We start from the raw sequence: 13,122 nt of genomic DNA, 5'->3' as shown, positions 1-13,122 counted from the left end.
CATCGGATCGAGCCAGTTCAGTCACGCTCGGACCCACGGAAATATATTTGTGGCCCCGGGAGGTCCGTCCGTGAACCGCAGAGCCCTCCTCTCGGCGACCGCGTCGGCCGCCGCCCTGTCGATGACCGCTCTCTCGGGATGCACTGGAGCGGTGCGCCGAGAAATGAGTGACCGCGTCGTAATGGACATCGCCACGATGGTCTTTCACCCCGCGTCGGAACCGTGGGCCACCGACGGCCTCTCGGCGTCCGGGGACGCGACCCGCCACGCCGCGCTCTTCACCGGGAAGCTATCAGACGTGTCAGCGATCTTTACAGATCAGTATCCGACGAACGAACGCACGTTCGACAACAAACTGCGAAACACCGACTACTCCTCGAACTTCATCCTGCTCTACGAGGTGCGGATGTCGCGGGCGGAGGCCTACCAAGTCGCCCCGACCATCCTGTACGATGATCTCGGCTGGACCGGCTGGCGGACGGTGACAGCGCCGATGGCGCGAGCGTCACGGGACCCCTCAGAACTCGATCTGTCGCCGGAAACCGAGGACGTGATCGCGACGACAGTCGTCCGGTACAGCGCCGAGGCGACGCCCCGGCGGGTCCGCCTCCCCGTCTACGACGAGGAGACCGGCGCGCTACGTTCCGAGATGACGGTCCGAGCCGAGTCGTAACGCTCGGTCGCCGCCCGCTCGGAGAACGGACCGTACGCCGCGGTTCCACGGATTTCATATACATTCGCTGGTACTCCCTCTGTATGGACGAAGTCGACGACCAGTACACGCCCGCGGAGGTCGAATCCGCGGTCGGGGAGTACTGGGACGACACCGACGCTTACGAGGCGACGAAGGAGGCCCACGCCGACGACCCCGCCTTCTTCTTCGTCGACGGCCCGCCGTACACCTCCGGCCAGATGCACCTCGGCACGGCCTGGAACAAGACGCTGAAGGACGCCATCATCCGTTACAAGCGGATGACCGGCCACCGCGTCACCGACCGCCCGGGCTACGATATGCACGGGCTCCCGATCGAGGTGAAAGTCGAGGAGGAACTCGGCTTCGAGACCAAACGCGACATCGAGGAGTACGGCATCGAGTCGTTCATCGAGGAGTGCAAGGACTTCGCCGAGCGGAACCGCGCGGCGATGGACGAGGACTTCCAGTCGATCGGCGTCTGGATGGACTGGGACGACCCCTACGAGACCATCTCGCCCGAGTATATGGAAGCCGCCTGGTGGGCGTTCCAGCAGGTCGACGAACGCGGCCTCGTCGAGCAGGGCAAGCGCTCGGTCAACTACTGTCCGCGGTGTCAGACCGCCATCGCGGCCAACGAGGTCGAGTACGACGAGATCACCTCCCCGTCGATCTACGTGAAATTCCCGCTGCAGGATCGAGAAGGGAGCCTCGTCATCTGGACGACGACGCCGTGGACCATCCCGGCGAACACCTTCGTCGCCGTCGACGGCGAGATGACCTACCAGGCCGTCCGCGCCGAGAAGGACGGCGAGGAGGAAGTCCTCTACGTCGCGGAACCCTGCGTCGAGGACGTCCTGAAACAGGGTCGCTACGAGGACTACGAGGTCGTCGACGAGTACGAGGGCGAGGATCTGGTCGGCTGGACTTACGACAACCCCCTCGAGTCGCACCTGAACGAGTACGCCGACTTCGAGGGCGCAGGCCAGGTCTACACGGCCGACTACGTCGAAGCCGACCGCACGGGCCTCGTCCACTCCGCGCCCGGACACGGGCAGGAGGACTTCGCTCGCGGGCAGGAACTCGGCCTCGACGTGTACGTCCCCGTCGACGGTCGCGGCGAGTTCACCGAGCAGGCCGGCGACTACGCCGGCACCTTCGTCCGCGACGCCAACGACCAGATCGTCGACGACCTCGAGGCGTCGGGCGCGCTGCTCGCCTCGGGCACGCACGACCACCGGTACGGTCACTGCTGGCGGTGTGACACGGACATCATCTTCCTCGCGACCGACCAGTGGTTCATCACCGTCACCGACATCAAAGACGAACTGCTCGAGAACATCGACGACTCCGAGTGGTACCCGCAGTGGGCGCGCGACAACCGCTTCCGCGACTTCGTCGCCGACGCGCCGGACTGGAACATCTCCCGGCAGCGCTACTGGGGAATTCCACTCCCGATCTGGCAGGCCGACGACGGCGAGTGGATCGTCGTGGGCACGCGCGAGGAGCTCGCCGAGCGCGCGGACCAGGACATCGACCCCGACGAGATCGACCTCCATCGGCCGTCGGTCGATCCGCTGACGATCACCGAGGACGGGAAGACCTACGAGCGCGTGCCGGACGTCTTCGACGTCTGGATCGACTCCTCGGTCGCGACGTGGGGAACCATCGACTACCCGAGCGAGACCGAGGCCTACGAGGAACTGTGGCCCGCCGACTTCATCGTCGAGGCCCACGACCAGACCCGCGGGTGGTTCTGGTCCCAGCTCGGAATGGGCACCGCCGCGGTCGGCGAAGCGCCCTACGAGCAGGTGATGATGCACGGCTTCGTCAACGACGAGGACGGCCGCAAGATGTCGAAGTCGCTGGGCAACATCGTCACGCCCGAGGAGGCGATCGAACGCGCCGGCCGCGACCCGCTGCGGGCGTACCTCCTCAGTCACGACCAGCAGGGCGTCGATCTCTCCTTCGAGTGGAACGGACTGGGCGAGATGCAGTCGACGCTCAACATCTTCTGGAACGTCTTCCGCTTCCCGCTGCCGTATATGGACCTCGACGGCTACGACCCCGCCGAGGCCGACCTCGACGACGGCGACCTCACCGTCGTCGACGAGTGGGTGCTCTCGCGCCTGCAGTCCGTCGAAGCCGAGGCCGCCGAGGCCTGGGAGAACTTCGAGGTCAGCGACGCGCTCAACGCGGTGCTCGACTTCCTGACCGAGGACGTCTCGCGCTTCTACGTGAAGGCGATCCGCGAGCGGATGTGGGAGGAAGAAGACTCCGCCTCCAAGCGCGGCGCGTACGCCACGCTCGCGACCGTCCTCGACGAGACGATCCGCCTCCTCGCGCCCTTCACGCCGTATCTGGCAGAGCAGATGTACCAGCACCTCGACGGCGAGGCGACGAGCGTCCACGCGCTGTCGTACCCGACCGCCGACGGGACGCTGCGCGACCCCGAACTCGAACGGCAGATGGCGGTCCTCCGCGACGTCGAGGAGGCGGCCGCGAACGCGCGCCAGCAGGGCGGCCGAAAGCTCCGCTGGCCCGTCCAGCGGGTCGTCGTCGCCACCGAGGACGACGCCGTCGCCGACGCCGTCGAATCGCTCTCAGACCTCCTCGCCGAACGCGTCAACGCTCGATCGATCGACGTCGTCTCGGAGTTCGACGAACTCGTCGAGCGCGCTGATCCCCAGATGGGCGTCATCGGACCGGCGTTCGGCGCAGACGCCCAGAAGGTGATGGAAGCCGTGCAGGGCAAGACGCGCGCCGAGGTCGAAGCCGGCGTCGACGTCGACGGCGAGACCTACGACCTCACCGACGAGATGGTCGAGTACGAGGCCGAACCGCCGGCGCACATCTCAGGAGCCGCGTTCGACGACGGCACCGTCTACGTCGACACCGAACTCACCGACGAGATCGAGGCCGAGGGCTACGCTCGCGACGTGGTCCGGCGGATTCAGGAGATGCGCAAGCAGCTCGAACTGGACGTCGACGCCGAGATCGACACGTACGTCGACGTCGCCGACGACCGCATCGCCGAGTTCGTCGACCGCCACCGCGACGTGGTCGCCGAGGAGACGCGGACCCGGGAGTTCGTCGACGGCGAGGAACTGGCGGCCGACGGCGACTGGGCGCTCGTCGAGGAGTGGGACGTCGAAGGTGTGACCGTCACGATCGGCGTCGAACCGGTCGGCGCGTAACAGACGAGCGAAACGGGAGCGGCCGCGTAGGGCGAGACGCGTTCGCGCCCCGCACGCGACCCCTCAACAGAGCGCTTCTTCGAGCAGTTGCAGCGGGTGTTTGATGTCGTAGCCCGTGCCGTGCTCCATCTGCATCGAACACGTCGGACACTCGGTCATCCCCACCTCTCCCGTCGCATCGCGCATATGTTCGAACATCTCCTCGCCGATCTTCATCGACGTCTCGTACTTCTCTTCCTTCCAGCCGTAGGTGCCAGAGATCCCAGAGCAGGAGTCGCCGACGTCCTCGATCAGGACGCCGTCGAGATCGCGGAACAGTTCGACCGCCTGGCGGTCGAGGCCCTGATTGCGCGCGTGACACGGCGCGTGGTACGCGAGCGCCTGGTCGTCGACACTCGCGTCGTCGAGTGCGCCCCGTACGTCCTCGTGAATCCGGAGGTATTCGAGCGCCTCGTAGGTGTTTGCCGCGACTTCCTCGATGCCCGATAGCTCGAACAGTTCGGGATACTCCTGCCGCAGCGACATCGAACACGACGTACAGGAGGCGACAACGTCGTAGCCCGCTTCGAGGAGGTCTGAGAATTCGCCGACGTTCACTTTGGCGGCGCGTTCGGCGTCGTCGAGCATCCCGTTGGCGAACATCGGCGTGCCGGAGCAGCGCTGGCGCGGGACGACGACCTCGTAGCCGAACGACTCGAAGACGCGAACGAGCGCCTTCGCCACTTCCGGGGTGTTGTAGTTCGAGTAACAGCCGTGGAAGTACGCGATGCGCTTTTCCTCGCTCTCGACGTTCGCGCCGCCGCGCTCGTGCCACCACTCGCGGAAGGTTTGGGACGCGAACGCCGGGAAGTCGCGTTCGGAGGGGATGCCGAGGACTTTCTCGTTGATCTTCTGGACGAGGGAGTTGCCCATCACGAGGTTGGTGAGCCGCGGGACCTTGCTTCCGAGTCGCGCGAGGGTGCCGTAGTTCGCGAGGATGCGGTTCCGGACGTACTCCCGCGAGAGTTTGTCCATCTGTTCGTCGACGTACTCCCCGCGGGCGGTGTTGTGCATCTGTGAGAGCGGCACGCCCGACGGGCAGGCGTCGTCACAGCGCATACAGTTCGAACAGGATATAATCGAGTCGTCGATCTCGCCGCCCTCCTTGCGCTTGAGCCGCCACTGCTCGGGCCCCTGGAATTTCGGGCCGGGGAAGTCGTCGTCGACTTCGGCGACGGGACAAGCGGTGTCGCAGACCGAGCACTTGTAGCAGTTGTCCGCGCCCGGGCGGAGGTCCATCGTCTCGTCTCCGTCGAAGACCGAGACCGGATCGAAGTCCGTTTCGTGTTCTCGTGTCGGGTCGGTTGGCTCTGTCGTGGCTGGGGGTTCTGCGTCGCTCATACTATCTGCGCTCCGTATCGTTCATCGCGTCGCCTCCTCGCCCGCCCGTCGGCCGGCGTACGCGCCCGTCGCGAGCGAGACGCCGGCCGCGGACTTCTCGCGGGCGACATCCGCGCCACCGAGAACGCCACCGGCGGCTCGGAGGTTCTCGAAATGCGGTTCCGCCGCGTCGTCCGTCGGCCGGAGGTCGTCGTCGGGGACGACGCCGAAGCGCGCGAAGGCGTGGTCGCCGAACGCGTCGTCTTCGGACCAAGCGTAGCGGTCCGACGGGTGCGGGACGTGACAGTCGAAGATCGGTTCCGTGACCGACTCGCGGTCCGAGTCGATACCCTTGCCGACGAGGCCGCCAGTGGCCAAGACGACCTCCGCGGCGTGGTACGGGACGTTTTGGCCGCGGCGGTCGACGGTGACGGATTCGAGTCGGCCGTCGGCCGCTTCGTAGCCGACCGCGGGGTTTCCAGCGGAGATTCGAACGCCCGCGTCGTCGAGCGCGTCGAACAGGAGATCTTCGAGTTGCATCCCGAGGAGGCTCGGCGGCCCCGTCGGGATCTCGAAGACGGCCGCGCCGAGCCGATCCGCCAGTTCGTCGCGGACGGCCGCGGCGTGGTCGTCGCCGAGCATCGCCGGGAACCCGACTCGGTTGTAGTCGAGGTCGGTCTCGGCGTCGGCAATCGAATCGGCGAGACGCTTCCGAGCGTGGTCCTCGTCGGCGTCGAGTGCCTTCGCGAGGCGGGTCGTTCGCGCGTCGTCGCGGAACTCGATCGGGAATCGGACGGTCACGCCGTCGACTTCGAAGGGCACGCCGGTCGCCGCGAGATGGTCCGCGGCCACTGGCGCGTCGAAGTCGGTCAGCCCTGCAAAGCCTACGAGAAGCGTGTCCGCAGCCGCGCTCGCGAGGCCGGGTGCGACCGACTCCGGGTAGCGCGCAGTCGGCTTGATCGTCCCGCCGTGGGTGAGAACGAGGGCGTTGCGGTCGGTGTGACCGCCCGCGTAGACGTCGCCCGCGACGTCGTCGAAGAACCGCAGTCCATCGCGGATCGACTCCGCGCCCACGACCCGGTAGGGATGGTCGTCGGGGAGGCGCTCGATGGCTTCGAAGGGGTCCGCGATGGGGCCGTCACCGCCGACGGCACCGAGTACGTCGACGAGGCCGCTAGCCTGTCGCAGCGTGCTCTTCTTGTGCGAGAGGAGACGGACCTCCGCACCGGTTTCCGCGGCCGCGAGCGCCGCCGTCGTGCCCGCGATGCCGCCGCCGACGACGATAACGTCCTCACGAATCGGCATCGGCTGCTCCTTCGCCCGCGTTGGTTTCGTCCGTGGTGCCACCGTCGGCGACGGCGTCCTCCGACTGCTGGCCGTCCCCGGCCGCCGCCCCGCCGTCCGGGCCGGCGTCGAACGCCGTGAAGTCGACCGGGTCGTCCGTCTTTGCCGGGTCGCCGTCGCGGTTCATCGTCGTCACGTGCAGCAGGTGTTTCAGCATCGCCTGTGAGAGCTGTTCACCCCACAGCGCGTGGCGTTCACCCTTCCAGCGCTCCTGATAGAGGTCATCGAGCGCTTTCCGGGCGACGGATTCGTCGTACTCCGGCGACAGTTCGTTCGCCATCCGATGACAGCAGAACGCCCCCTGGCAGTTCCCCATCGACGCGCGGGTGCGGAGCCGCACGGCGTTGAGCTCGGATCCGGCGTCGTCGATGGCGTCGTTGATCTCCGCGCGCGTGACGGCCTCGCACTCACACACCGTGGGGTTGGGGCCGTCCCACTCGCCGAGCACTTCGTCCGTCCGCGACCCGAGCCGCTGGGCGCTCCGCTTTCCGATCGGCGATCGGAGGCCGAACTCGTCCATCCACTCCCGGAGGACAGAGAAGTCCTCAGACCCCGGAAGCGGCTCTTCGGCCGTGTGACACTCGGCGTCGACGCCGAGTTTCTCGCAGACGTGGTCGGAAATCTGCTCGGCCATCATCCGGTACGTCGTGAGTTTCCCGCCGACGATGGAGGCCATCCCGGGCAGCCCATCGCGCTCGTCGTGATCGAGCAGGAAGAAATCCCGCGTGATGTCTGTCGGGTCCTCGCTGCCGACCTCGGGCGGTTCGTAGAGCGGGCGGACGCCCCAGAACGAGCGGATTGTCCGCGCCTCGTCGAGGATCGGCACGAGTTCAGAGAGCGTGTCGATCATCAGGTCCACTTCCCACCCCTCCTCGGGGTAGTCCTCGGGGTCTTCGACCTCCTCGTCGGTCGTTCCGAGGATACACGTCGTCTCGTGCGGAACGACGATGTCGGCGTCGCCTTTCGGTCGACAGCGGTTGATGACCGTGTCGACCTGCCGGACGTTCATAATGGTCATCACGCCTTTCGAGGGGCGGACCGCGACTTCGACGCCGGCCATCTCGCCGATCTGCCCGGCCCACGCGCCCGTGGCGTTGACGACGTAGTCGGCGTACAGTTTCTCGGTTTCGCCCGGATGGCCGTGGACGTACTTGCCGGACCCGGCGGCGTGTTCGACTTCCACGCCGACGACTTCGCCGTCCTCGACGAGTACGTCGGTCACTTCGCTGTGGGTTTCGACGCGTGCACCGTGTTCGACAGCGTCGGCGGCGTTGGCGACGCAGAGTCGGAACGGGTCGATCGCTCCGTCGGGGACGCGGATCGCGCGCTCGATGTCCTCGGCCAGGTACGGCTCGATCTCGCGGGCTTCCGCCGCGGAGAGCACTTCGGCTGGAATCCCGCACTCGCGACAGCCGTCGAGTTTCTGCTCGAAGTACTCGTCGGCGTCTTCGGGGCGCTGGACGAACAGGCCACCAGTCATCTCGACGCAGTGGCTCGCGATCCGGCGCAAGACGCGATTTTCCTGGATGCACTCCTCCGCAGACGCCTGATCGGAGACGGCGTAGCGGCCGCCGCTGTGGAGCAGGCCGTGCATCCGCCCGGTCGTCCCGTGGGTGAGATTCCCCTTCTCGACGAGCGTGACGTCGACGCCGCGCATCGCGAGGTCGCGCGCGATGCCGCAACCCGTCGACCCCCCGCCGATCACGAGGACGCGAGAGCTTTTACTCATTTCACAGTTCTATCTTGGAGGGCATCTACTTTAGGGTAGTGTCTGAGCGTTCCCACGTGCGTCGACTGGCACCGAACGAGCGGTGCTCATTTTGCTCGTCGCCCCCAAACCGCGGTAATGACTACCGATACGCCGCCACTGGCTCTCGACATCGACGGGACGCTCACAGACAGCGCAGGAAGTCTCGATCCGCGCGTCTTCGAGTACCTCCCGGTATGGGACGCGCCTGTCGTCCTCGCGACGGGGAAGGCGTTTCCCTACCCGGTAAGCCTCTGTCACTACCTCGGCCTCGATCTGACCGTGATCGCCGAGAACGGCGGCGTCGTCCTCGCGGACAACGCGGTCTCATACCAAGGCGATCGGGAGCGCGCACAGGCCGCCGCCGCCGAGTTCGTCGAGCGCGGTGGCGACCTCGGCTGGGGTGCGTTCGACGCCGTCAACGAGTGGCGCCGAACGGAGATCGCGATAGACCTCTCGGCCGACGAGGAACTCCTCCGGGAGACAGCCGCGGCGTTCGACCTCGAAGTCGTCGACACCGGCTACGCCTACCACCTCAAGACGCCGGGCGTCGAGAAGGGAACGGGGCTGAAGGCCGTCGCGGAGACGCTCGGCCGCGATCCGACCGAGTTCGTCGCCATCGGCGACAGCGAAAACGACGTCTCGACGTTCGAAGTCGCCGGCCGGTCGTACGCCGTCGCGAACGCCGACGAGGCCGCCAAAAACGCGGCGGACGTCGTCGTCGAGGAATCGTACTTCGACGGCACGGCGTCGATTCTCGAATCGCTCGCGTCGACGTGATGACGACCGTGAATCGAGGGCTCAGGCTTCCGCAGCGCTGGATTCGTCCTCGAACGGCACGAACCTCCCGTTGATGTCCCACTCGTGGATACAGTAGGGACTACCGATGGCCTGCGGATTGCCGTCGTCGTCGACGGCGAGACGCCACGAACCGACGTCGTCGTCCCAGATCTCCGTACGGCCGCAGCGCTCACACGTTCGTTCGGTCGGAGTTACGAGTGTCAGTGACATATCCCTGGGTCTGCGCGCGACCCTGTTAATCTTGTCTGCTACGGCAGCGTGGGGACGTTCCGGATCCGGTGCGGTAGTCCCTACAAGTTACTGCGATATCGAAGCATCTGCCGGCGAACACACCTTTAGGTCCGCTCCACGTCTGTATCAGATATGGGATTCCACACGTTCGACGCCGAACGGGCGGAGGCACTGGAAAGACCGGACCGCTATCGGTTCTGTTCGCGCGAGGAACTGCTCGCCGCACTCGACCCCTCGCCGGGCGATGTCGTCGCGGACGTCGGCAGCGGAACGGGCTTTTTCACCGACGAGATCGCCCCGTTCGTCGAGAAGGTCTACGCCATCGACGTGCAACCGGAGATGCACGATCACTATCAGGAGAAGGGCGCGCCCGACAACGTCGAATTCGTCACGGCCGAAGCGTCCTCGATTCCGCTCGACGACGACGAACTCGACGCCGCGTTTTCGACGATGACGTTCCACGAGTTCGCCAGCGACGAGGCGCTCGAAGAACTCGCACGCGTGATTCGCCCGGGCGGTCGCGTGATCACCCTCGACTGGTCGAAGACGGGCGCAGGCGAAGATGGCCCACCGGTGAGCGAACGCTTCGGTCTCGCCGACGCCGTCGAGTACTTCGAGAGTTCCGGCTTCCGAACCGTCGATGCCACGTCGAGAATTGAAACATTCCTCCACTCAGGGAAGAAATAGCGCCCAGATATTTCACGTCTGTCCGATATATTATTTGATTATAACTCTATAGAAGTCATTCTTGCCATATCAGGACAACAGTTATCCGTGCGTGTGATTCTGTAACAGGTATGGTGATATACAACGGACGCGTCGACCCATACCACCCCGACAAGAGTCGATACGAGTGCCGAGCGTGTGGTTCTCGCGTCGATAGCGGCGGTGTCTGTGAGAAGTGTGGGAGCAAATCGCTGGTGAACATCGCGGTCCCACGGGAGTGATCGACTGGACAGGACCCTGACGACGGCGACGCCGAACGGTTGGTGTCACGTGTTTGGTCGAGCGACATCACACGCCATCGGCTCGCCGTTTCTCCCATAGTCGAGTGGTAACCTCCCCCCGACCGCGCGGACGCCCCGAGGTGGCCGGATCGAATCGGGCTCGCGTATCCGCGATCGACCGCCGACGCGGTCGGGGATCCTGTGTCTTGCTGTCGTCAGTCACGATCCGGCCCCACTTTCGTTCGCTCTTCGTGGTCTCTCCGAGCGTCGGCTGCGGTCAGATACCGCCGTCGATGTCGGCGATGCCAGTGTAGTGCTCCAAGAGCACCACGAGAACCGCGCCGACCACTGCCGCCGCCACGAACGCCGCGACCGCGGTCGGTGTCCAGGTGCGGCCGAGTTCGGTTAGCTGCTCGCCCGTGCGGACGACCGGCGCACGGAGCGCGCCGACGATCAGCGCGACGAGGAACGCGAGCGTGGCAGTTCGGGCGCGGTTCAAGGCCCATCGAACGGCGTGTGCGACGGTGAACAGGCCGACGAACGCACCCGCGATGAAGGCGACGACGACGACGCCGTGCTCTCGCAGCGGCGCGAGAGGCCCGCCGGTCACTGTCGCGAGCAGCGCGTCGACGAACGCCGAGAGCGTCCCCGTCATATACTCGTACTGTCCGAGGATGACGAGCAACAGCGACCCCGAGATGCCCGGGAGGATCATCGCGCTGACTGCGATCGCGCCGGCGAGGACGGTCACGGGGAGTCCATCACCGAGCGTCGCGGCCGCTCGCCCGGAGACGACGAACGCGAAGACGAACCCGGCGACGGCGGCCGCCGCACGGGCCGGTGTGTCGACGGCGACCTCGGAGAAGAGCACCCACGCGGAGGCGGCGATCAGACCGAAGAAGAACCCGAAGGTGAGTACGGGCATCGTTTCGATTCCGGTGTGGACGATGCGGGTGACGGTCACGATCGCAGTGGCGATTCCGGCTCCGAGTACGAGCAAGAATCCGGCGTCGACCGCGCGGAGAGCGTCGGCGGCGTCGTTGCGATAGCCGGGGAGGATCCCGAGGAGGACGGCACGGATCCGCGCGAGCGAGACAGCGGTGATCGCAGCGATCAGCCGCTCGTAGATGCCGGTCACGAGTGCAATCGTCCCGCCGGAGACACCTGGGACGGCGTCCGCAGCCCCCATACAGACGCCTTTCAGGTAGACGACGAGCCAAGACGACGTCGCGACCTGGTGTGACGTCTCTGCGGGACTCCGAGACGTCTCGGTACCTCCGCGTGACGTCCCCACATCGGACGTTTCGCTCGCCGCGCGCGACCCGTCTCGCTCTTTCGACATAGCGCACCCTTCGGTGGCCCCCTACTCCGGGCTTTCGCTTCGGCCCGTAGGCGGCGCGGAGCGAGATCGCGACCGTAGACGCGAAAATTGAAACCGACGGCCGCTGTCCCCACAGATATGCGAATCAGCATCGTCGGCAGCGGCTACGTCGGGACGACGATCGCGGCGTGTTTCGCCGAGGTCGGTCACGACGTGGTCAACGTCGACATCGACGAGGAGATCGTCGCGTCGCTCAACGACGGCGACGCCCCGATTCACGAGCCGGGGCTCGACGACCTCGTCGCCGCACACGCCGGCGACGGCCTGCGCGCGACGACCGACTACGCGGCAGTCCGCGACACCGACGTGACCTTTCTCGCGCTCCCGACGCCCTCCGAGGAAGATGGCCACATCGACCTCTCGATTATGGAGGCCGGTGCGCGCTCGCTCGGCGCGGCCCTCGCCGAGAAGGACGACCACCACGTCGTGGTCACCAAGAGCACGGTCGTGCCGACGACCACCGAAGAGGTGATCGCGCCGATCCTCGCCGAGGAGTCGGGGAAGACGCTCGGTGACGATCTCGACATCGGGATGAATCCCGAGTTCCTGCGCGAGGGCAGCGCTGTCGAGGACTTCCTCTCGCCCGATAAGGTCGTCCTTGGCTCGGAGACCGACCGCGCAGCGGAGACGCTCCGCGGCGTGTTCGACCCGCTCGTCGCGCAGGCCGGCGACCCGCCAGTCGTCGAGACGGGCGTCGCCGAGGCGGAGATGATCAAGTACGCCAACAACGGCTTTCTGGCGGCGAAGATCTCCCTGGCGAACGACATCGCGAACATCTGTAAGGAGTACGGCATCGACTCCGAGGAGGTGCTCTCGGCGATCGGCCTCGATCACCGGATCGGCGCGGCGTTCCTCGGCGCGGGCGTCGGCTGGGGTGGGAGTTGCTTCCCCAAAGACGTCGCAGCGATCATCGCCGCCGCTCGCGACGTCGGATACGACCCGGCGATGCTCGAAGCCGCCGTCGAGGTGAACGATCGCCAGCCCGTTCGATTGCTCGATCTCCTCGGAGACCACGTCGATCCCGACGGCGCGCGCGTGGCGGTGCTGGGTCTCGCGTTCAAACCCGGCACCGACGACATTCGGAATTCGAGAGCGATCCCGCTGGTCGACGCACTACTGGATGCGAACGCCGAGGTCGTCGGCTACGATCCCGTCGCGACCGAGAACTTCCGGGAACGCTACCCCGAGATCGAGTACGCCGGGTCGCCGGCGGACGCGCTCGACGGAGCAGACGCGGCGCTCGTCGTCACCGACTGGCCCGAGTTCGCCGACCTCGACGAGGCGTTCGACGCGATGGCGACGCCAGTCGTCGTCGACGGTCGTCGGATCATTACGCGCCGCGACGGCATCGTCTACGAGTCGCTGGTGTAGACGGTTGCTGGTGTAAAGTGGCGAACAGTCGGCACCCGCTGGGGAGTCACTCT

11 protein-coding genes are annotated in these 13,122 nt (G+C 66.2%); 6 read left to right on the top strand and 5 right to left on the bottom strand.

The window, feature by feature from the left end; genetic code table 11:
* Window positions 1-70 precede the first annotated feature (70 nt).
* Together NO362_RS10715 and ileS are read left to right on the top strand one after the other, a co-directional pair.
* A complete protein-coding gene (locus tag NO362_RS10715) occupies window positions 71-673 on the top strand; it encodes a hypothetical protein (protein ID WP_256545238.1) in 603 nt (200 codons plus the stop codon).
* An 83-nt stretch (window positions 674-756) separates the two neighbouring features.
* Window positions 757-3,888, top strand: coding sequence for an isoleucine--tRNA ligase (gene ileS / locus NO362_RS10710; RefSeq protein WP_256545237.1), 3,132 nt, complete (start codon window positions 757-759; stop codon window positions 3,886-3,888).
* A gap of 63 nt (window positions 3,889-3,951) precedes the next feature.
* Here the strand turns inward: ileS and NO362_RS10705 are convergent, their stop codons facing one another.
* From NO362_RS10705 to glpA, 3 genes are read right to left on the bottom strand one after another with little or no spacing between them, the layout of a single operon-like run.
* Window positions 3,952-5,268, bottom strand: a complete 1,317-nt coding sequence (locus NO362_RS10705; RefSeq protein ID WP_256545236.1) for an anaerobic glycerol-3-phosphate dehydrogenase subunit C — start codon at window positions 5,266-5,268, stop codon at window positions 3,952-3,954.
* A 21-nt stretch (window positions 5,269-5,289) separates the two neighbouring features.
* Complete coding sequence (gene glpB / locus NO362_RS10700; protein WP_256545235.1) at window positions 5,290-6,552, bottom strand: glycerol-3-phosphate dehydrogenase subunit GlpB; 1,263 nt, start codon at window positions 6,550-6,552, stop codon at window positions 5,290-5,292.
* Complete coding sequence (glpA, locus tag NO362_RS10695) at window positions 6,539-8,320, bottom strand: anaerobic glycerol-3-phosphate dehydrogenase subunit GlpA (protein WP_256545234.1); 1,782 nt, start codon at window positions 8,318-8,320, stop codon at window positions 6,539-6,541. The genes glpB and glpA overlap by 14 nt, the downstream gene beginning before the upstream one ends.
* Before the next feature lie 117 nt (window positions 8,321-8,437).
* On the opposite strand from glpA, the gene NO362_RS10690 reads away from it, so the two are divergent.
* Window positions 8,438-9,118, top strand: coding sequence for a phosphoglycolate phosphatase (locus NO362_RS10690; RefSeq protein ID WP_256545233.1), 681 nt, complete (start codon window positions 8,438-8,440; stop codon window positions 9,116-9,118).
* Between the two features lie 21 nt (window positions 9,119-9,139).
* Here the strand turns inward: NO362_RS10690 and NO362_RS10685 are convergent, their stop codons facing one another.
* Window positions 9,140-9,349 (bottom strand): HEWD family protein, encoded by a 210-nt coding sequence (locus NO362_RS10685; protein ID WP_121570394.1) that lies wholly within the window; start codon window positions 9,347-9,349, stop codon window positions 9,140-9,142.
* 153 nt (window positions 9,350-9,502) lie between these two features.
* On the opposite strand from NO362_RS10685, the gene NO362_RS10680 reads away from it, so the two are divergent.
* Window positions 9,503-10,057, top strand: coding sequence for a class I SAM-dependent methyltransferase (locus NO362_RS10680; protein ID WP_256545232.1), 555 nt, complete (start codon window positions 9,503-9,505; stop codon window positions 10,055-10,057).
* Window positions 10,058-10,167: 110 nt separating this feature from the next.
* Window positions 10,168-10,317, top strand: a complete 150-nt coding sequence (locus NO362_RS10675) for a rubrerythrin-like domain-containing protein (RefSeq protein ID WP_121570392.1) — start codon at window positions 10,168-10,170, stop codon at window positions 10,315-10,317.
* 277 nt (window positions 10,318-10,594) lie between these two features.
* On the opposite strand, the gene NO362_RS10670 is transcribed toward NO362_RS10675, so the two are convergent.
* Complete coding sequence (locus tag NO362_RS10670) at window positions 10,595-11,506, bottom strand: DUF368 domain-containing protein (RefSeq protein ID WP_256546633.1); 912 nt, start codon at window positions 11,504-11,506, stop codon at window positions 10,595-10,597.
* A 270-nt stretch (window positions 11,507-11,776) separates the two neighbouring features.
* Between NO362_RS10670 and aglM the strand changes: the two genes are divergently transcribed.
* The gene (aglM, locus tag NO362_RS10665; protein WP_256545231.1) at window positions 11,777-13,069 is read left to right on the top strand and encodes a UDP-glucose 6-dehydrogenase AglM; all 1,293 of its coding nucleotides are present in this window, start codon (window positions 11,777-11,779) and stop codon (window positions 13,067-13,069) included.
* Window positions 13,070-13,122 lie beyond the last annotated feature (53 nt).

It is taken from the genome of Halobellus inordinatus, from assembly GCF_024498335.1.
Lineage (GTDB): Archaea > Halobacteriota > Halobacteria > Halobacteriales > Haloferacaceae > Haloquadratum > Haloquadratum inordinatus.
Note: the sequence above shows the minus strand (reverse complement) of the source record. Positions and strands in the feature narration are given on the sequence as shown.

What these genes read in the sequence shown, in the direction of transcription:
- ileS (WP_256545237.1), top strand. Translation starts at nt 757, where the DNA reads ATGGACGAAGTCGACGACCAGTACACGCCCGCGGAGGTCGAATCCGCG.
- NO362_RS10705 (WP_256545236.1), bottom strand. Translation starts at nt 5,268, where the DNA reads ATGAGCGACGCAGAACCCCCAGCCACGACAGAGCCAACCGACCCGACA.
- glpB (WP_256545235.1), bottom strand. Translation starts at nt 6,552, where the DNA reads ATGCCGATTCGTGAGGACGTTATCGTCGTCGGCGGCGGCATCGCGGGC.
- glpA (WP_256545234.1), bottom strand. Translation starts at nt 8,320, where the DNA reads ATGAGTAAAAGCTCTCGCGTCCTCGTGATCGGCGGGGGGTCGACGGGT.
- NO362_RS10690 (WP_256545233.1), top strand. Translation starts at nt 8,438, where the DNA reads ATGACTACCGATACGCCGCCACTGGCTCTCGACATCGACGGGACGCTC.
- NO362_RS10685 (WP_121570394.1), bottom strand. Translation starts at nt 9,349, where the DNA reads ATGTCACTGACACTCGTAACTCCGACCGAACGAACGTGTGAGCGCTGC.
- NO362_RS10680 (WP_256545232.1), top strand. Translation starts at nt 9,503, where the DNA reads ATGGGATTCCACACGTTCGACGCCGAACGGGCGGAGGCACTGGAAAGA.
- NO362_RS10675 (WP_121570392.1), top strand. Translation starts at nt 10,168, where the DNA reads ATGGTGATATACAACGGACGCGTCGACCCATACCACCCCGACAAGAGT.
- NO362_RS10670 (WP_256546633.1), bottom strand. Translation starts at nt 11,506, where the DNA reads ATGGGGGCTGCGGACGCCGTCCCAGGTGTCTCCGGCGGGACGATTGCA.
- aglM (WP_256545231.1), top strand. Translation starts at nt 11,777, where the DNA reads ATGCGAATCAGCATCGTCGGCAGCGGCTACGTCGGGACGACGATCGCG.